The 18,661-nt window shown below is 71.9% G+C and carries 14 protein-coding genes and 1 pseudogene; 7 read left to right on the forward strand and 8 right to left on the reverse strand.

Annotated elements, in window-relative coordinates:
* Nucleotides 1–243 precede the first annotated feature (243 nt).
* Nucleotides 244–1,143 (reverse strand): tRNA (adenine-N1)-methyltransferase, encoded by a 900-nt coding sequence (locus QWU11_RS21755; RefSeq protein WP_290116004.1) that lies wholly within the window; start codon nt 1,141–1,143, stop codon nt 244–246.
* Between the two features lie 31 nt (nt 1,144–1,174).
* Nucleotides 1,175–2,311 (reverse strand): site-2 protease family protein, encoded by a 1,137-nt coding sequence (locus QWU11_RS21760; RefSeq protein ID WP_290116005.1) that lies wholly within the window; start codon nt 2,309–2,311, stop codon nt 1,175–1,177.
* Between the two features lie 95 nt (nt 2,312–2,406).
* Here QWU11_RS21760 and QWU11_RS21765 point away from each other — a divergent pair, with 95 nt between their 5' ends.
* From QWU11_RS21765 to QWU11_RS21775, 3 genes are all read left to right on the forward strand, one after another.
* Nucleotides 2,407–3,321 (forward strand): PD-(D/E)XK nuclease family protein, encoded by a 915-nt coding sequence (locus tag QWU11_RS21765; RefSeq protein WP_290116006.1) that lies wholly within the window; start codon nt 2,407–2,409, stop codon nt 3,319–3,321.
* Between the two features lie 108 nt (nt 3,322–3,429).
* On the forward strand, nt 3,430–4,620 hold the full coding sequence (locus QWU11_RS21770) for a sensor histidine kinase (protein WP_290116007.1): 1,191 nt from the start codon (nt 3,430–3,432) through the stop codon (nt 4,618–4,620).
* The gene (locus tag QWU11_RS21775) at nt 4,617–5,294 is read left to right on the forward strand and encodes a response regulator transcription factor (protein ID WP_290116008.1); all 678 of its coding nucleotides are present in this window, start codon (nt 4,617–4,619) and stop codon (nt 5,292–5,294) included. Before QWU11_RS21770 ends, QWU11_RS21775 begins: the two co-directional genes overlap by 4 nt.
* On the opposite strand, the gene QWU11_RS21780 is transcribed toward QWU11_RS21775, so the two are convergent.
* The gene (locus QWU11_RS21780; RefSeq protein ID WP_290116009.1) at nt 5,272–6,243 is read right to left on the reverse strand and encodes an Lrp/AsnC family transcriptional regulator; all 972 of its coding nucleotides are present in this window, start codon (nt 6,241–6,243) and stop codon (nt 5,272–5,274) included. The genes QWU11_RS21775 and QWU11_RS21780 overlap by 23 nt on opposite strands.
* 753 nt (nt 6,244–6,996) lie before the next feature.
* Nucleotides 6,997–7,737, reverse strand: a pseudogene (locus QWU11_RS21785) (VOC family protein); the annotation flags it as partial.
* 414 nt (nt 7,738–8,151) lie between these two features.
* Between QWU11_RS21785 and QWU11_RS21790 the strand changes: the two are divergent.
* Together QWU11_RS21790 and QWU11_RS21795 are read left to right on the forward strand one after the other, a co-directional pair.
* Complete coding sequence (locus QWU11_RS21790; protein WP_290116353.1) at nt 8,152–8,922, forward strand: ABC transporter ATP-binding protein; 771 nt, start codon at nt 8,152–8,154, stop codon at nt 8,920–8,922.
* Between the two features lie 64 nt (nt 8,923–8,986).
* Nucleotides 8,987–11,491, forward strand: a complete 2,505-nt coding sequence (locus QWU11_RS21795) for an FtsX-like permease family protein (protein WP_290116010.1) — start codon at nt 8,987–8,989, stop codon at nt 11,489–11,491.
* A 52-nt stretch (nt 11,492–11,543) separates the two neighbouring features.
* On the opposite strand, the gene QWU11_RS21800 is transcribed toward QWU11_RS21795, so the two are convergent.
* Nucleotides 11,544–13,223: an ABC transporter substrate-binding protein gene (locus tag QWU11_RS21800; RefSeq protein ID WP_290116011.1), complete on the reverse strand. Its 1,680-nt coding sequence runs from the start codon at nt 13,221–13,223 to the stop codon at nt 11,544–11,546.
* Nucleotides 13,224–13,358: 135 nt separating this feature from the next.
* Here QWU11_RS21800 and QWU11_RS21805 point away from each other — a divergent pair, with 135 nt between their 5' ends.
* A complete protein-coding gene (locus tag QWU11_RS21805) occupies nt 13,359–14,399 on the forward strand; it encodes a mechanosensitive ion channel family protein (RefSeq protein ID WP_290116012.1) in 1,041 nt (346 codons plus the stop codon).
* Between the two features lie 22 nt (nt 14,400–14,421).
* Nucleotides 14,422–15,363: an NADP-dependent oxidoreductase gene (locus tag QWU11_RS21810; RefSeq protein ID WP_290116013.1), complete on the forward strand. Its 942-nt coding sequence runs from the start codon at nt 14,422–14,424 to the stop codon at nt 15,361–15,363.
* A gap of 51 nt (nt 15,364–15,414) precedes the next feature.
* Here QWU11_RS21810 and QWU11_RS21815 read toward each other — a convergent pair whose 3' ends face one another.
* Genes QWU11_RS21815 through QWU11_RS21825 form a run of 3 tightly spaced genes read right to left on the reverse strand, consistent with a single transcriptional unit; the run spans nt 15,415 to nt 18,595 of the window.
* A complete protein-coding gene (locus QWU11_RS21815; protein ID WP_290116014.1) occupies nt 15,415–16,488 on the reverse strand; it encodes a dipeptide ABC transporter ATP-binding protein in 1,074 nt (357 codons plus the stop codon).
* A 35-nt stretch (nt 16,489–16,523) separates the two neighbouring features.
* On the reverse strand, nt 16,524–17,585 hold the full coding sequence (locus QWU11_RS21820; RefSeq protein WP_290116015.1) for an ABC transporter ATP-binding protein: 1,062 nt from the start codon (nt 17,583–17,585) through the stop codon (nt 16,524–16,526).
* The gene (locus QWU11_RS21825; RefSeq protein WP_290116016.1) at nt 17,582–18,595 is read right to left on the reverse strand and encodes an ABC transporter permease; all 1,014 of its coding nucleotides are present in this window, start codon (nt 18,593–18,595) and stop codon (nt 17,582–17,584) included. The genes QWU11_RS21820 and QWU11_RS21825 overlap by 4 nt, the downstream gene beginning before the upstream one ends.
* Between the last annotated feature and the right edge of the window lie 66 nt (nt 18,596–18,661).

The raw sequence follows: 18,661 nt of genomic DNA on the forward strand, positions 1-18,661 counted from the left end.
CGTCGGCGGACGGCTGCGAAAACGGGGTCCTTCCGCAGGTGGGAGCACGAATAGGGGGGCTCCTGGGGTACGCGGAAAAACGGCATGGACGGATAAGCCCTCGGAGGTCTTACGCCGTAGCGGACACCGAACGGATACGCCGCGGACACGCGTCCGACACGGCGGCAACATAAGGAGGCCGCCGGAAACGTACGGAACGCGTCGGCGGCGACACGCAGCGTCAGACCCGGTGCTCAGTCCCCATCAGTCCATGGGAGTGGGTTCCTCGGGCGCCTGGGCGCCCTTGGCCGGCCGCCTGCGGCGTGCCGGGGGCCGTACGCCGTCGGCGAGGCGCCGGGCGGTCGCGAGGAACCCGGTGTGCCCGACCATGCGGTGGTCGGGCCGTACGGCGAGGCCTTCGACGTGCCAGGAGCGCAGCATGGTCTCGAAGGAGTACGGCTCGGCGAACGCGCCGTGCTCGCGCAGCGCCTCGACGACGCGGGAGAGCTGGGTCGTGGTGGCGACGTAGGCGCAGACCAGGCCGCCGGGGATGAGGGCCTTGGCGACGGCGTCGACGCACTCCCAGGGGGCGAGCATGTCGAGGACGACGCGGTCGACGTCGGCCTCGGCCAGGGAGTCCTCCAGGGAGCCGACGGTGAGCCGCCAGGCCGGGTGGGGCCCGCCGAAGTAGGTCTCGACGTTTCCGCGGGCGATCTCGGCGAAGTCCTCGCGGCGCTCGTAGGAGGAGACGAGGCCGTGCTCGCCGACGGCGCGCAGCAGCCAGCAGGTGAGGGCGCCCGAGCCGGCCCCGGCCTCGACGACGCGGGCGCCGGGGAAGATGTCGGCCATGGTGATGATCTGCGCGGCGTCCTTGGGGTAGACGACCGCGGCGCCGCGCGGCATGCGCAGCGCGTAGTCGGCCAGGAGCGGCCGGAAGGCGAGGTATTCGGTGCCCCCGGAGGAGCGGAACACGCTGCCCTCGGGGCTGCCGAGGATCTCGTCGTGCGGGATCGAGCCCTTGTGGCTGTGGTAGAGCTTGCCGGGCTGGAGGGTGACGGTGTTGACCCGGCCCTTGGGGTCGGTGAGCTGAACCCGGTCGCCGGGCCGGAAGGGCCCGTGGGGTGCTTTGGGCATGGCGGAGCCGCCGGAAGTGGGTTCGCTCATGTCCTTAAGGCTATCGAGGTTCGCGGGGCGCTCAGGCCCGGGCGAAGGTCTTGGAGATGTCCTCGGCGGCGAGGACGCCGTACAGCTCGCCGGTCGGCTCGACCAGGAGGTACTCCGAGGCGGGCGCGCGGCTGATGGCGGCGACGAGGTCCTCGCCGGAGATGTCGGCGGGCAGGATCATGCCGGGGTCGAGCGTACGGGTGAGGGAGGCCGCGTCGACCCAGGGCCGCCGGTGCTCGGGCGTGGCGATGACGGCGGTCTCGCTGACGATGCCGAGCGGGTCGTCGTCGTGGCCGACCACGACGATGGCGCCGGCGCCGGCCTCCTGCGCGCGGCGTACGGCCTCGGCGAGCGGTGTGCTCTGGGGTACGCGGACGGCGCGGCGGGCCAGGGCGCGGGCGTTGAGGAGGGGGATGCGGTCGCGGATGCGGGCGACGCGGATGGCCTCGCCGGCGCCGACCCAGATGAAGGAGGCGACGAGCGCGGCCCAGATGACGGTGAGCCAGCGGCCGCCGTCGCCGGAGACCGACAGCACGGCGCCGAGGATGAGCACGGCGACGGCGACGACGCGGCCGGCCCAGCCGGCGGCGACGGTCGCGGTGCGCTGGCGGCCGGTGAGCTTCCAGACGGCGGCGCGGACGATCCGGCCGCCGTCGAGGGGCAGGCCGGGCAGCAGGTTGAAGACGCCGACGATGAGGTTGGCGATGGTGAGCGCCTGGATGAGCAGGACGGCGACGGCCGGGAGGGGCACCAGGACGAGCGTGACGTAGCCCGCGGCGCCGAGGACCAGGGACAGGAGCGGGCCGGCGGCGGCGACGAGGAACTCGCGGCCGGGCGTGCGGGGCTCCTGTTCGATCTCGGAGACGCCGCCGAGGATGTGCAGGGTGATGGCGCGTACGGGCAGGCCGAAGCAGCGGGCGACGACGGAGTGCCCGATCTCGTGGAGGAGCACCGAGGCGTACAGGAGGATGGCGTACGCGAGGGCGACGACGTAGCTGAGCGGCCGGTGGACGTGCTCGGCGACCTGGGGTTCGAACATCACGGTGATGACGATCGCGACGACGAACCACGTCGGCGACACGTAGACGGGGATGCCGAACGGCCGCCCCATCAGGATGCCCGGTCTGGCCGGGCCGGACTCGTCGCCGCGGGGCGCGCTGTCTGCCACGTCCCCGATGCTACGTGCACCGCGGCGCGGGCGGTCTCCGGCGGCGCGGAGGGTTCGGCCGTGTTCTGTCCCCGGCCTCCCCTAGGGTTGCGCGCATGACGGCCACCGATGTGAATGCCAGAGCGGGCAAGGGCGACGGCGCGGACGACGTGGCCGTGGTCGGGACGCTGTCGCCGTCGCGGGCCGGTGACTTCATGACGTGCCCGCTGCTCTACCGTTTCCGCGTCATCGACCGCATCCCGGAGCGCCCGAGCCCGGCCGCGGCGCGCGGCACGCTGGTGCACGCGGTGCTGGAGCGGCTGTTCGAGCTGCCGGCGGGCGCGCGTACGCCGGCGGCGGCGCTGGAGATGCTGGGCCCGGAGTGGGAGCGGCTGCTGGCCGAGGAGCCGGAGCTGGCGACGCTGTTCGACGAGGAAGAGGACGGGGAGGGCGCGCGCGAGGAGTGGCTGACCGAGGCGCGCGGGATGGTCGAGCGCTATTTCTCGCTGGAGGACCCGCGGCGGCTGGAGCCGGCGAGCCGGGAGCTCTACGTCGAGACCGTGCTCGAGTCGGGGTTGCAGCTCCGGGGCTACATCGACCGGCTGGACGTCGCGCCGACGGGTGAGGTGCGGGTCGTCGACTACAAGACGGGCCGGGCGCCGCGCGCCGACTTCGAGGCGCGTGCGCTGTTCCAGATGAAGTTCTACGCGCTGGTGCTGTGGCGTCTGCGGGGCACGGTGCCGCGGCTGCTGCAGCTGATGTACCTCGGCAACGGGGAGATCCTGCGGTACACGCCGGACGAGTCCGATCTGCTCGCCACCGAGCGCAAGGTGGAGGCGCTGTGGAAGGCGATCCGCCGTGCGATGGACTCCGGTGAGTGGCGCGAGCGTACGAGCCGGCTGTGCGACTGGTGTGATCACAAGCAGCGGTGCCCGTCGTTCGGCGGGCAGCCGCCGCCTCTGCCGGTGGTCGCGCCGGCCCGTACGACGGCTGTGGTCGAGCGGCCGGCGCCGGAGCGCGACGACCTCTGAGAGGCATGTGGGGCCTCGTTGGTCGGAGGCGGGTCTCCTCCCTGCGGATGAGGAGACTTCCACGTTCAGGATGGCACCGCGGCACGGCGCAGCCCCTAACGTGAGGGTGTGTCCGAGCTTCTACGCAACCGTCGTGCGTGGCTTGGGACGCATCCCGTCGTCGCGGATGCGCTCACGTCCGCTTTCCTGGCGCTGGCGTTCTTGGTCTTCACGGCGTTCCAGCACTCGTACTCCTTCCCCGGCAAGCGCCCTGACCTGGTCAGCGGCATCGTCGTGTCGGTCATGGTGCTGTCGCTGACGCTCCGGCGGCGCATGCCGGTCGGGGTGCTCGGTTTCGTGCTCGCGGGCTGCGTGGCGCTGTCCGTGCTCGGGTATGTGCCGACGCTCGGGCCGGCCATCGCCACCCTCGTCGCGGTCTACTCGGTCGCCTCGCACCGGGGGCTGGCGACGAGCCTGCCGGTGGGAGCGTTCGGGCTGGTCGTCTACATCGTCACGATGGGCGTCGAGGGCTACCACTTCTGGCAGGTCGTGAGTGACTCGGTGTTGTTCGTCGGGGTGTGGTGGGTGGGGCGGAGCCTGCGGCTGCGCCGCGCGTACCTCGACGAGCTGGAGGCGCGGGCCCGCCGGCTGGAGCGGGCGCGTGAGGCCGACTCGCGCGCCGCGCGGGCCGAGGAGCGGTCCCGGATAGCGCGTGAGCTGCACGACGTCGTAGCCCACCACGTGAGCGTGATGACGGTCCAGGCCGGCGCCGCGCGCCGCATCCTGCACCGCGACCCCGACTCCGTGCAGGACGCGCTTTCCACGATCGAGCAGATGGGCCGTACCGCGCTCGGGGAGATGCGGCGGCTCGTCGGCGTATTGCGCACCGAGGCCGAGCCGGCGCGTACGGAGCTGTCGCCGCAGCCGGGCGTGCACGACGTGAGCGGGCTGGTCGACCAGTTGCGGGAGACGGGCCTGCAGGTGCAGCTGTGGATCGAGGGTGAGAGCCGGTCGCTGTCGCCGGGCGTGGACCTGGCGGCGTTCCGGCTCGTACAGGAGGCGCTGACCAACACGCTCAAGCACGCGGGTCCGCAGGCGCGGGCGTGGGTGCGCATCCAGTACGCCGACCGGCAACTGGAGATCGAGGTGGAGGACGACGGCCGCGGGCTGGTGGCCGGGCTGGGCCGTGCCGGGGGAAACGGGCACGGGTTGGTGGGCATGCGCGAGCGCGTGGCCCTCTATGGTGGCGATCTGAGGATCGGGCCACGTTCGGGCGGTGGCTTCGAGGTCCGTGCCCGATTTCCGTTGGAGGTGCAGTGACGATCAGGGTGCTGCTCGTCGATGACCAGCCGCTGCTGCGCACCGGCTTCCGTCTCATCCTCGAGGGCGAGGCGGACATCGCCGTGGTGGGCGAGGCCGGCGACGGGGCCCGGGCCGTCGAGCTCACCCGGACGCTGCTTCCGGAGGTGGTCCTGATGGACATCCGGATGCCGGGCGTCGACGGGATCGAGGCGACGCGCCGGATCGTCCGCGAGGAGGCCGCCAAGCACGATCCCCGTGTGCTGATCCTCACGACGTTCGACCTGGACGAGTACGTCGTGGAGGCCGTACGCGCGGGGGCCAGCGGCTTCCTGCTGAAGGACGCGCCGCCGGAGGACCTGGTGACGGCGATCCGCATCGTGGCGGCGGGTGACGCGATCGTGGCGCCGAGCGTGACGCGGCGGCTGCTCGACCGGTTCGCCACGCGGCTGCCGTCCGTACGCGAGGCGGCCCCGCCGCGTGGTCTGAAGATGCTGACCGAGCGGGAGCTGGAGGTGCTGCGCCACGTGGCGCGCGGCCTGTCCAACGCCGAGATCGCCCGGCAGCTCGTCGTCAGCGAGACGACGATCAAGACGCACGTGGGCAACCTGCTGGCCAAGCTCGGCCTGCGCGACCGCGTCCAGGCGGTCGTCTTCGCCTACGAGACGGGCCTCATCCAGCCGGGCCAGACCTAGATCCGGAGCGCTTGCTGTTGCGGATGACCGGAGCGCTCTCCAGCTGGCGGATGCCGGGCAGGTCGCCGATGCCGCGTTCGAGAAAGTCGTACAGGGCGTCCACGTCGCGGCAGGCGGCGAAGACCAGCAGGTTGGTCGGGCCGGTCGTGGCGGCGGCGAAGGCGACGTCGGGGGGCGCGGCGATCGCCTCGGCGGTGCGGCGCACCCGGGCCGGGTCGACGGTCAGCCAGAGGATGGCGAGCGTCTCGAACCCCAGCAGCAGCGGGTCGATGTCGACGTCGAAGAAGAGCGCGCCGCGCCGGCGTAGCTGCGCCAGCCGGCGTTTGGCCGTCATCTCCGACCAGCCGGTGGCCTTGGCGAGGTCGGGGTAGGTCGTACGGCCGTCGCGGGCCAGGGCGGCCAGCAGCCGTTCGTCGCCTTCCTGCAGGACGACCTTCTCCTGTGACGCGTCGAGGGGTTCGGGGGCGAGGGCGGCGACCTGCCCGGGGGTGAGCGAGTCGGCGCGGCCGTGCCAGCCGGACGGGCCCCCGGCGAAGACGCGCAGCAGGCAGTGCGCGGTGACGCCGGTGACCCGCGGCGTCCTGGGAAGCTGCCCGAGCAGCAGCGCGTCGCTCTCGCGGGAGCTCCGCGCCCGGGTGACGCAGACGATCTGCGTTCCTCCGGAGGTGAGGCAGACCCAGGAGGTGTCCTTGCGGCGGGCCAGCGCGTCGGCGACGGGCACCGCCGCGTCGGGGGTCACCTGAACCCGGACGAACCACTCCACCCAACCCAGCCTGCGGGCGTTCGGCAGGCCGATGACCCGCAGCGACCCGGTGGAACGCAACCGCCGGTAGCGCCGCGCGACCGTCTGGTCGGACACCCCCAGCACCGCCGCCAGCCGGCTGAACGGCGCCCGCCCGTCGATGTGCAGCGCGTGGACGATCGAGCGGTCGAGCTCGTCCAAGATCATGGAACTCACCTCCGTCAGGGTATTCGGGCCCTTCGCCAAGGACCTGACGTGCGGGAACAAGCGGCCCGACGCCCGGCATGGACGAGGCCCGGCCCCACGTACGCCGCTCCGCCACCACCCGACCCGTGCGTGCGGTGTGCCGCACTCTTCCTGGCGGGAGCGACCGCGCCCCGACGGACCCACCCGTACCGGCACGCCACGACCGCGCCGGCGGCAACGTCACACGCCGCCCCGGCGGGCGCGCCGCGACAGCCGCCAGGACTCCCGGGAAGAACCTCGCCGCGCGGGATCCGCCAGCGATCCGGCCCGCGCCGGAGGCGCACCGCGGGCCCTCCCCCGCGCAACGGACCAGCCGGCACCACCGCACCGGACACCACCACGCCCCGCCGCACCCGGCCCGCGCCGGAGGCGCACCGCAGGCCCTCCCGCGCGAGTCGGCCGGCGCTGCCGCGCGGGAAGCCGTGACCGCGTGGCGGGCGCGGGGACGGGACCCGTCAGGACCGGAAGATCTCGCCGCACCGGCGGTGTACCGCGAGCCCCTCTCGCGGCCGCCCGCCAGGCACCCCGCCGTACCGGGCGCCACGATCGCGCCCGCGACAACATCACGGGCCGCCCCAGCAGGCGCATGGCGAGAGCCACCAGAACTCCTAAAAGACGATCACCGACCCGCCGGCGCGTATCGCGAGCCCTCCCGCGCGAGGCCGGCAGCGCCGTACGGGAGGCCGTGACCGTGCGGCGCGGGGACGGAGCCCGTCAGGATTCCAGGAAGGTGATCGCCGCGCCGCGGGCCTGGGTCGCCCCGACGAAGAAGCCGCCCGGTAGTTCGCGGACGGTGAAGCCGTTGTCCTCCACCAGGGTGCGGGCCGCGCCGATGTCCCTGACGGCGACGGACTGCCCGGCCATGTACGGCAGGGAGGGAACCGGCTCGCCGGGCAGGATGTCGCCGAAGGCGGAGACCGCGGCGATCTCCATCCGGCCGGCCGGTAGGGCAAGGGCGTGCAGCGGCCCCTCGGCCACCGGCCGGGTGTCCAGGATGCGGGCGTAGCGGGCGACCGTGGCCGAGAGCTCGGCGTCGTCCACGACGAGCAGCACGCTGTGCAGGCGGGTGGCGCCGTTGGCGTGTTCCAGGTAGCGGGGCTGGTGGATCAGCTCGGGCGTCAGATGGTGCGCGATGTGGATCAGCCCCTCCGGGGTGAGCGCGCGGTCGAGGTGGACCGCCTGGAACCGCGCCGTCGCCGCCCCCTCAGGGGTTTCCACGTCTCGTTGCAGCGGCAGCACCCCGGACGACGACAGTCCCCCCGCGCGCAGGCGCTTCTCGGTGGTCTCGGCGTCGCCGCAGCCGAACGAGCAGCCGTGCAGGCCCTCGTACCCGGCGATGAGCGGGCGGATGTTCCACGGGTCGGCCGAGCCGTCCCCGAACAGGCCGAGCAGTTCGAGGTAGGTACGGCCGAACAGCGCGCACCGGTTGCCGGCGCCCATCGGCCTGCGCTCTGCCGCCGGGGCGGTCCGCGCCCTTGTGCATGGACAGCGGGCTGAGGGTGAAGCCGAGCGCCTCGTACGTCGCGGCGGTGGCGTCCATGTCGGTGGTGTAGAGGACGGAGTGGTCGATCCTCTCGATGTCGGTCATGACGGACAGGCTGCTGTCGCGAGCCGGTTCGCTCCAGCCACCGGCGCCCGGCTGAGAGATTCCGACAGAACACGCCGCGAAGTGATGGAATCCGCACGACGCGGCACCCTGTCGGTGGAGCGGCTCGTCCTCCCGGCGGAGGATCGCCCTCCCCCGGGAGGTGGAACAAAGATCGGTCCCGTAGGCCGAGGTGAGCGCGCCGCCGTTCCCATAACGTGTCCTTCGACACACAACAGAACTTAAGCGGCAAGGAGTCTTCGGTGACCAGCACCGCCCACACGATGAACGGTGGGCCGCCCGGCCCCGCGGCCCAGACGCCGGCCGCACGCGCCGATCGCATCTCCAAGGTGTACGGCCGGGGCGACGCCCGGGTCGTCGCCCTCGACGAGGTCTCCGTCAGCCTCGACCGCGGCCGCTTCACCGCGGTGATGGGCCCCTCGGGTTCGGGCAAGTCGACGCTCATGCACTGCATGGCGGGCCTGGACTCGGTCGACTCCGGCGAGGTCTACGTCGGCGACATCGAGGTCACGGGGCTCGACGACAAGCGGCTGACCCGGCTGCGCCGCGACCGCATCGGCTTCGTGTTCCAGGCGTTCAACCTGGTGCCGACGCTGACCGCGCTGGAGAACATCACGCTGCCGCTCGACATCGCGGGCCGCAAGGCCGACCAGGCGTGGCTCGACACGGTCATCGACACGATCGGGCTGCGCGAGCGGCTGAAGCACCGGCCGAGCGAGCTGTCCGGCGGCCAGCAGCAGCGTGTCGCGTGCGCCCGCGCGATGGCCTCACGGCCTGAGATCATCTTCGCGGACGAGCCGACCGGCAACCTCGACTCCCGCTCCGGCGCGGAGGTGCTGTCGTTCCTGCGCAACTCCGTGCGTGAGATGGGCCAGACCGTCGTCATGGTCACGCACGACCCGGTCGCGGCGGCGTACGCGGATCTGGTGATCTTCCTGGCCGACGGCCGGCTGGTGGACCAGATCCCGGACCCGACCGCGGAGAAGGTCCTGGAGCGCATGAAGGGCTTCGAGCTTCCCGGAGTGACCCCGTGACCGCGACACCCCTGAGCGCGACACCCGCGACCGCAGGCCCCGCGCGCGACGAGGCGGCCCCGGCGTGATCCTCAAAGTCACCCTCCGCAACCTGATCGCGCACAAGCTGCGGCTGGCGCTCACCGCGCTCGCGGTCATCCTCGGCGTCGCGTTCGTCGCCGGCACCCTCGTGTTCACCGACACGATGGGGCGGCAGTTCGACGACCTGTTCGCCAAGACGGGCAAAGGCGTCGCGGTGCAGGTGCGTGCCAAGAAGGTCATCGACACCGCAGACGACTCGGACGCGCCGACCGTCCCGGCCTCGCTCGCCGACACCGTCTCCCGCGTGCCCGGCGTGGCGCGCGTCAGCGGCGAGGTCAGCGGCTTCGCCGCGCTCGTCGGCCGTGACGGCAAGGTCGTCGGCGGCTCGGGCCCGCCCCAGCTCGGCATCGCGTGGGACCCGAACGACCACGACAACCCGATGAAGGCCGGCCGCGGGCCGGCGACCGCCGGTGAGGTCGCGGTCGACGCCAAGGCGGCGGAGAAGGCCGGGCTGAAGGTCGGCGACCGTACGCGCGTGCTCATCCAGGGGCCGCCGCAGGACGTCACGATCGTCGGAATCGTCGATCCGGGCAACCTGATGGGCGCGACCGTCGTCGCGTTCGACCAGGGCACGGCGCAGCGGCTGCTGCTCAAGCCGGACCGCTTCAGCGACATCACGGTCATGGCGCAGAGCGGCGTCGGCGAGACGACGCTGCGCGACCGGATCGCCCAGGTGCTGCCCTCGACCGGCTACGAGGCGATCACCGGCACCAAGATGCGCAAGGACAACGAGAGCGACATCGCGCAGCTCCTGTCCTTCATCCGGACGTTCCTGCTGGTCTTCGCGGTGATCTCGATCTTCGTCGGCGCGTTCATCATCTTCAACACCTTCTCGATGCTGGTGGCGCAGCGCTCGCGGGAGCTGGCGCTGCTGCGCGCCGTCGGCGCGTCCCGCAAGCAGGTCACCCGCGCGGTGCTCGGTGAGGCGATCGGCGTCGGCATCGTCGGGTCCACGCTCGGCCTGGCGGCCGGGATCGGGCTGGCGCTGCTGTTGCAGGCGCTGTTCCGCGCGGCGGGTGCCGACCTCGGCGGCGGGCTGACCCTGACGTACCAGCCGGTGCTGTGGTCCTACGTCGTGGGCATCGTGGTGACGGTCTCGGCGGCCTACTTCCCGGCGCGCCGGGCGGCGAAGGTGCCGCCGGTGGCGGCGATGCGCGACGATGTGGCGATGCCGCGCCGCTCGCTGCGGGTCCGCCTGATCGCGGGTTCGGTGGTGACGGTCCTGGGCGCCGTGCTGTCCGGGTACGGGCTGGCCGGCGGGCCGATCGCGCTGCTGGGCGCGGGCGCGGCGCTGGTGTTCGTCGGCGTCGCGATGCTGGCGCCGGTGATCAGCCGTCCGGTCGTACGGGTGCTGGGCGCGGCCTATCCTCGGCTGTTCCACACGCCGGGCCGGCTCGCCACGCAGAACGCCCTGCGCAACCCGCGTCGCACGGCCGCCACGGCGTCCGCGCTGATGATCGGGCTGGCGCTGGTGAGCGCGATCAGCGTGATGAGCTCCTCGGCGAAGGCCTCGATCTCGGGGCAGGTCGACAAAGAGTTCGCGGCCGACTACATGGTCACGCCCGTCTCTCCGGGCTTCGACCCGGCCGAGCCGGCCAAGGCGGTGCGCGCGGTACCCGGCGTACGGCTCGTGACCTCGGCGTACCAGGGCAGGTTCAAGGTCGGGACGCAGCAGCACTCGTTCCTGGCGACCGAACGGCCGGCCGACCTCGTCCAGGCCGCCAAGCTGTCGCTCACGTCGGGCTCGTCCGAGCTGGGCCGGGACGGCCTGCTGGTGGACGACGCGACCGCGACCTCCGACCGGCTGCGGGTGGGCTCGACCGTCATGGCGCGGTTCGCCGACGGCGGCACCGAGAATCTCCGCGTCACCGGGATCTACGCCAAGAACCAGCTGCTGGGCGCCCGGGTGCTGGCCCTGCCCGCCTACGCGGCGCACAGCACGCACCCGGCCGGGCTCGGCATGATGATCAACACGGACAAGGCGGACGCCGCGACCAAGGCGGGCATCGAGCGGGCGCTGAGCGCCTACCCGAACCTCAAGGTCCAGGACCAGTCCGACGTGAAGAAGAACGCGCAGAAGAGCATCGACTCGTTCGTCACGCTGCTGACGGTGCTGCTGGCACTGTCGATCGTCATCGCGGCGCTGGGCATCATCAACACGCTCGCCCTGTCGGTCATCGAGCGGACCCGCGAGATCGGGCTGCTGCGCGCGGTGGGCACCAGCCGCCGTCAGACCCGTCGCATGATCCGCCTGGAGTCGGTGGTCATCGCGGTCTTCGGCGGGCTGCTCGGCATCGCGATCGGCGTGGTGTTCGGCATCGCCATCCAGCACGCGGTGAGCGATGAGGGCCTGAACGTGCTGAGCGTCCCGGTGCCCACGCTGGTGGGCTACCTCCTGCTGTCGGCCGTCATCGGCGTGCTCGCCGCGCTGTGGCCGGCCTGGCGTGCCTCCCGTCTGGACGTGTTGAAGGCGATCGCCTTCGAGTGACCGTCCGATAGGTGAACTCGGGCCCGGCGTCCGCCTGGCCCGAGTTCGCGTCTCACCGGCCGAGCGCGGCGAGGTCGTAGGCGCCGTACGCGGGGTGGACATAGGCGTTGCGCAGGGAGTCCGGGCGGTAGAGCACGGTCCTCTCGTCGAGGAGCGGCACCAGCGCGGCGTCCTCCATCACCTGACGGTCCGCCGCGGCCCAGGCCCGTGCGCGGCCCGTACGGCCGGCGGTCCTCAGCCCGTCGTCCAGCAGCCGCCGGACCGCCGGGTCGGCCAGTTCCATCACGTTGTGGTTGCCGGTCTTGCCGACCGTGCCGGTGATCGGGGCCAGGAAGGCGTACCCGGTCGGCTGGTCCGCGGCCCACGCGTCGATGACGATGCCCAGCCCGTGGTCGTGGACGTACGCGGGCGAACCGGCCGTGCTCCCCCAGCGGAACGCCGACAGCCGCGTCACGCCGGCGTGGATCCCCACCGCCGCCAGGGAGCGGCTCAGCGCGCCCGCGGCGGCGACGTCGCCCGGGCGGTCGGCGCGGACGGCGATGCCGGTCGTGAAGCCGGCCGGGCGGCCGCAGGAGGCCAGCTCCTGGCGGGCTCGCGCGAGGGAGAGGGGGTAGCGGTCGGTCCTCTCGTATCCCTCGACGGTCGGCGGCAGGACGTTCGTGGCCGCGTCGCCGGCGGCCGGCCCCCCGTACGCGGCCCGGATCGCCGCGGGGTCGACGGCGTACTGCACCGCGCGGCGGCAGTGCAGGTCATCCAGGGGCTTCACCCCGGCGGGCAGCATCGCGTACCGCACCAGGCCGGTCAGCGGGTCGTCCGCCCGCGCCTTCAGCTCCGGGGAGGCCAGGATGCGGGCGCGGGTCTGCGGCAGGACGCCGGCGCCGCTCAGGTCGGCGTCCGCGCCTCCGGCCAGCAGCCGCGCGTCGAGGTCGGCGGTGGCGACGCGCTCGGTGACCTCGACGCGGTCGGGGAGGGCGGCGCGATTCGGGTCCTCGCGCCACTGCGGGTTGCGGACCAGGGTGAAGCCCGTGCCGACGTCGTGCCGCGCGAAGCGGTACGGGCCGGTGGAGACGGGGTGCTCCTCATAGTGCAGCTTCGTGTCGGCGGCGCGCGGCACGGGCGCGGTCTGCGGGCTCGCCGCGAGCTGGTCGAAGTCGGCGTACGGCTTCTTCAGGTGGAAGACCACGGTCCGGTCGTCGGGCGTGGTGACGCCGGTGAAGTGGTCGAGATCCTTGTCGAGGTACGGGCCCCAGTAGGTGCCGCGCAGGACCTCGCGCAGGTCGCGGGGGCCGTCGGTCAGCTCGGCGCTGTAGTTGCTGCGCGCGACGGCGTACTTCACATCGCGGGCGCGCACCGGCTTCCCGTCCTCGTACGTCAGGCCGGGGCGGAGCCGGTACGTCCAGGTCCGCCCGCCGTCACCCGGCCGGCCCAGATCCCCGGCCAGGTCCGGGACGACGCGCAGGCCGGCCGCGCCGGGCGCCAGGGCGTAGGTCACGAGGGACCGCGCGTACAGGCGTGCCAGGTCGGCGCCGTACGCGAAGCCGATGTTCCCCGGGTCCAGCGACACCGGCGCGTCCGTCACGAGGAGTCTCAGCGTGCCGCCCCGCGCCGTGGAGGCGTGCACCGTCCGGGCCGACGCCTCGTCGAAGGAGGTGTCCGGCCGTGGCCCGGTCCGCCCTCCGCCGCACCCGGCCAGGACGAGCAGGAGCATCATCACGCAAGCCGCAGATCTCACGCATAAATCATTGCAATCGCTGCATCATTGCACCAAGCGCACAAAGTGAGACCTTCACCACGGTCGATTTGTTGCACTATGCAAGAATTGTCCGATGATCTTTGCGATGACCGACAGACACCCGGGAGGCCGACCGTGAGCGAACCGATGCACTGGGAGCGGCTCGTGGTGGCCGCCGCCATCGTCGCCGGCGCGCTGATGACGGGCCTGCTCCTGCGGGCGATGCTGAGCTGGCTGACCCGCCGGGCCGGGCGTACCCGCTGGGCCTGGGACGATCTGCTCCTCACGTTGCTACGCGACCTGGCGGTCGTGTCGAGCTCGGCCCTGGGGCTCTGGGCGGCGGTGCTCATCGTGCCGCTGCGGCCGTCCGTCCGCCAGACCACGGACAGTGTCCTCGTGGCCGTCCTCATCTTGACCATATCGGTGGCCGTGGCGCGGTTCGCCGCGGGTGCCGTCTCCTCCGTCGTGACCTCGAGGGCGGGCGTCGCGCAGTCGGCGACGATCTTCGTGAACATCGTCCGCGTGGCGGTCGTCGGGATCGGCATGCTCGTCCTGCTGCAGAGCCTGGGCGTGTCGGTCACGCCGCTGCTGACCGCGCTGGGCGTCGGCGGCCTGGCCGTCGCCCTCGCCCTGCAGGACACGCTGGCCAACCTGTTCGCCGGGGTGCACATCCTCGTCTCACGGAAGGTGCAGCAGGGCGACTACGTGCGGATCGACAGCGGCCAGGAGGGCTACATCGTCGACATCAACTGGCGGAACACCACCATCCGCCAGCTCGCCGGCAACCTGGTGATCGTCCCGAACGCCAAGTTCGCCGACGCGATCCTCACCAACTACCACCGTCCCGAGCAGGACCTGTCGATCCAGATCAAGGTGGGCGTCGGCTACGGGAGCGACCTGGAGTGGGTGGAGAAGGTCACCCTCGACGTGGCCCACGAGGTGCTGACCGACGTCGACGGCGGCCTCGCCGACCAGGAGCCGTCGGTACGCTTCCAGGCGTTCGGCGAGTCCAGCATCGACTTCGGGGTGAACCTGCGCACCCGCGAGTTCACCGACCAGTACGTCGTCGTGCACGAGTTCATCAAGCGCCTGCACCGGCGCTACCAGCTCGAGGGCATCGAGATCCCGTACCCGACCCGCGTCCTCAGGCAGGCCGGGCAGCCCGGCTACAACTAGCCGGGGCAGATCGGAGCGAATGATGAAGGCAGCCCGTTTCAGCCGGTTCGGCGGCCCGGAGGTCCTCGAGATCGTGGAGCTCCCCGATCCGCATCCGGGTCCCGGCCAGGTCCGGATCGCGGTGCGCGCGGCCGGGGTCAACCCGAGCGACTGGAAGAAGCGCGCGGGCCTGATGGACGAGGAGCTCCCGCAGACCCTGGGCCACGAGGCGGCGGGCGTCGTCGACGAGGTCGGCGAGGGCGTCACGGACGTGGCCGTCGGCGACCGCGTGTTCGGGCTCTCCGGCGAGGGCGCGGCCCAGGCCGAGCTGGCGGTGCTGTCCCACTACGCGCCGATCCCGGCCTCGCTCGGCTTCGCCGGCGCCGCCGCGCTGCCGGCGGCCGTCGAGACGGCCACGCGCGCGCTCGACCAGCTCGGTGCCGGGAGCGCCGGCACGCTGCTCGTCAACGGCGCCTCCGGAAGCGTCGGCGCCGCCGCGGTCCAGCTCGCCGTGGTGCGCGGTGCCCGCGTGATCGGTACCGCCGGCCCGGCCAACCACGACCTCCTCCGCTCGCTGGGGGCCGAGCCCGTCACCTACGGCGAGGGCCTCGCCGAGCGGGTACGCGCGCTCGCTCCCGGCGGCGTCGACGCCGCGCTCGACGTCGCCGGGAGCGGCGTCCTGCCCGAACTCGTCGAGCTCGCGGGCGGCCCCGAGCACGTCGTGACGATCGCCGACTTCGCCGGCGCGCGGGAGCACGGGGTGCGGTTCAGCAGCGGCGACGCCGGCCGCGCGGTCCACGCGCTCGCCGGGATCGGCGAGCTGGTCGAGTCCGGGCTCTTCTCGCTCCCCGTCGCCCGGACCTTCCCGCTCACCGAGATCGCCGAGGCGCACCGCGCCGGAGAGAAAGGCCGCACGCGCGGGAAGCTCGTGCTGGTCGCCGGCTCCCCGGACCGCCAGGGCCCGTCTCGAAGTCCCCGTCCGTAGCGAGCGGAGACCTCGGGTGTCGACAACGTCCGGCAGTTCTCTACCTAGGGGCTAGGCCAGACCGGCCGCCTTGGCGACGCGGCTCTCGGCGTCCGACGGGGCGTTCTCCGGGAAGTGGCACGCCACCTGGTGACCCGGGGCCAGCTCGACCATCGGCGGCTCGACCTGCCCGCACACCTCCTGCGCCTTCCAGCAGCGCGTGTGGAACCGGCAGGCCGGCGGCGGGTTCAGCGGGCTCGGCACGTCGCCCTGCAGCCGGATCCGCTCGCGCTTGGAGCGTGCGGACGGGTCCGGCACCGGCACGGCCGACATCAGCGCCACCGTGTACGGGTGCATCGGGGTCTGGTAGAGGTCCTTGTTGTCGGCCAGCTCCACCATCTTGCCCAGGTACATCACGCCGACCCGGTCGGAGATGTGCCGTACGACCGACAGGTCGTGGGCGATCACGACGTAGGTCAGGTCGAACTCATCCTGCAGGTCCTCCAGGAGGTTCACGACCTGCGCCTGGATGGACACGTCGAGGGCCGAGACCGGCTCGTCGGCGACGATGAGCTTGGGCCGCAACGCGAGCGTACGGGCGATGCCGATGCGCTGCCGCTGCCCGCCGGAGAACTCATGCGGGTAGCGGTTGTAGTGCTCGGGGTTGAGGCCGACGACGTCGAGGAGGTCCTGGACCGCCTTCTTGACGCCGGCCTCGGTCTTCACGTTCTGGAGCCGGTACGGCGCGCCGACGATCGAGCCGACCGTCTTGCGCGGGTTCAGCGACGAGTACGGGTCCTGGAAGATCATCTGGATGTCGCGGCGCAGCGGTCGCATCGTCCCCTGGGAGACGTGCGTGATGTCATGGCCCTCGAACACGATGCGGCCGTCGGTCGGCTCCAGCAGCCGGGTGATCATCCGGCCGGTGGTGGTCTTGCCGCAGCCGGACTCCCCCACCAGGCCGAGCGTCTGCCCGGTGCGCACGCTGAAGTCGACGCCGTCGACGGCCTTGACCGCACCCACCTGGCGCTTGATGATCGCCCCGCGGGTCACCGGGAAGTGCTTGCGCAGCCCGCTGACCTCCAGCAGGACCTCGCCCTGCGGAGCGGGCGGCTCTTCCACCGCCGTGGTCTCCGGTGTCGTCACAGTGTCTCCAGCCTCAACGGCGTCGGTCTCCTCGTTCACAGCTTCGGCCGTACCTCTTCGTTCCAGAGACGCTGCCGGTCCTCACGGTCCAGGTGGCAGGCCACCCGGTGGCCGGGGGCGATCTCGCGCAGCTCCGGCCGCTCGGTCTCGCTACGGCCGTCGTTCAGCTCGGCGAACGTGCAGCGCGGGCTGAACGCGCAGCCCTGCGGCACGTTGATGAGGCTCGGCGGGCTGCCCTTGATCGGCAGCAGCCGCTCGGTGCGGTCACGGTCCAGGCGGGGCATCGAGCCGAGGAGCCCCCAGGTGTAGGGGTGCTCGGGCGCGTGGAAGATGTCCTCGACGTCGCCGTACTCCACGCACCGGCCGCCGTACATCACGAGGATGTCATCGGACAGCTCCGCCACCACGCCGAGGTCGTGGGTGATGATGATGACCGCGGAGTTGAACTCCTTCTGCAGGTCGCGGATCAGGTCCAGGATCTGCGCCTGCACGGTCACGTCGAGCGCGGTCGTCGGCTCGTCGGCGATCAGCAGCTCGGGGTCGCACGACAGCGCCATCGCGATCATCGCGCGCTGCCGCATGCCGCCGGAGAACTGGTGCGGGTAGTCGTCCACGCGCCGGTCCGGCTGCGGGATGCCGACCCGGTCGAGCATCTCGATGGCGTGCTTGCGCGCGACCTGCTTGGAGACCTCGTTGTGGATGCGGTACGCCTCGATGATCTGCGCGCCGATCGTGTAGAACGGGTGCATCGACGACAGTGGGTCCTGGAAGATCATCGACATCTTCCGGCCGCGCATCCGCCGCACCTGGTCCGGCGACGAGCCGACGATCTCCTGACCGTCCAGCCAGATCTCGCCGGAGACGTTCGCGTTCTTGCGGTTGTGCAGGCCCAGCAGGCCCAGGCTGGTGACGCTCTTGCCCGAGCCGGACTCGCCCACGATGCCGAGCGTACGGCCGCGTTCGAGACCGAAGGACAGCCCGTCGACCGACTTCACCAGGCCGTCGTCGGTCGGGAAGTGAATCTGCAGGTCACGGACCTCCAGGAACGCCCTCGGCGCCTGGACCGCGATCGGCTCCTGACTCTCCTTTTCGGTCATGAGAGCCTCACCCTCGGGTCGATCACCGCGTACAGGACGTCCACGACGAGGTTGGCCAGCACGATGAAGAAGGCTCCGATCATCACGACGCCGAGCACCCGTGGCAGGTCGTTGTTGTTGATCGAGTCGATGGCGAACTTGCCGAGCCCGGGCAGGGAGAACGTCCCCTCGGTCAGGACCGCGCCGCCGAGCAACGTGCCCAGGTCGATACCGAAGATCGTCAGCACCGGCGTGAGGGTGGCGCGCAGCGCGTGGCGGACGATCACCGTCCGTTCGGGCAGGCCCTTGGCCCGCGCCGTTCGGATGTAGTCCTCACCCATGGTCTCCAGCATCCCGGCACGGGTGAGGCGCGCGTACAGCGCGGCCTGCAGGAACGCCAGGGTGATCCAGGGCAGGACGAGGTTGGAGGCCCACGTGAGGGGGTTCTGGGTCAGCCCGACGTACGTCCCGGCGCCGGGGAACCACTGCAGGTTGTCCCGGAAGATCGCCAGGGACAGCAGTCCGGTGAAGAAGATCGGCAGGGACACGCCCGCCAGTGCGATGCCCATCGACGCGCGGTCGACCGCGCTGCCCCGCTTGAGCGCGGAGATGACGCCGGTCGTGACGCCGAACACCAGCCAGATGACGGCCGCACCGCCGGCGAGCGACAGGGTCACCGGCATCCGGTCGAGCAGGTCCGGCCACACCGGGGTCTGGTTGACGAAGGAGTAGCCGAAGCACGGCGGCCCGCAGTACACCTTCGACGGGCCGAAGTTGTAGTGCGCCCCGACGACGATGCCCTTCACGAAGTTCCAGTACTGGATGACCAGCGGGCGGTTCAGGCCCAGCCGGACCTCGACCTCGTGGATCGCCTGGGGGCCGGCGGTCTTACCGACGTACCGGGAGGCCAGGTCGGCGCTGCTGGCGCCGGTCAGCCTCGGGACGAGGAAGAAGATCGCGAAGGTCACCATGCTCACGATGATGAGCAGGGCGATTGCGGCGAGCAGTCGCCGGATTAGGAAGTTGACCACAGTGCCTGGCTGCGGTGGACGGCGGGCTCACTGTGTCTCCGCCGCGCCGTCCACCGATGCCTTCAC

The sequence above is a fragment of the Actinomadura sp. DC4 genome (genome assembly GCF_030406325.1).
Taxonomy (GTDB): Bacteria; Actinomycetota; Actinomycetes; order Streptosporangiales; family Streptosporangiaceae; genus Actinoallomurus.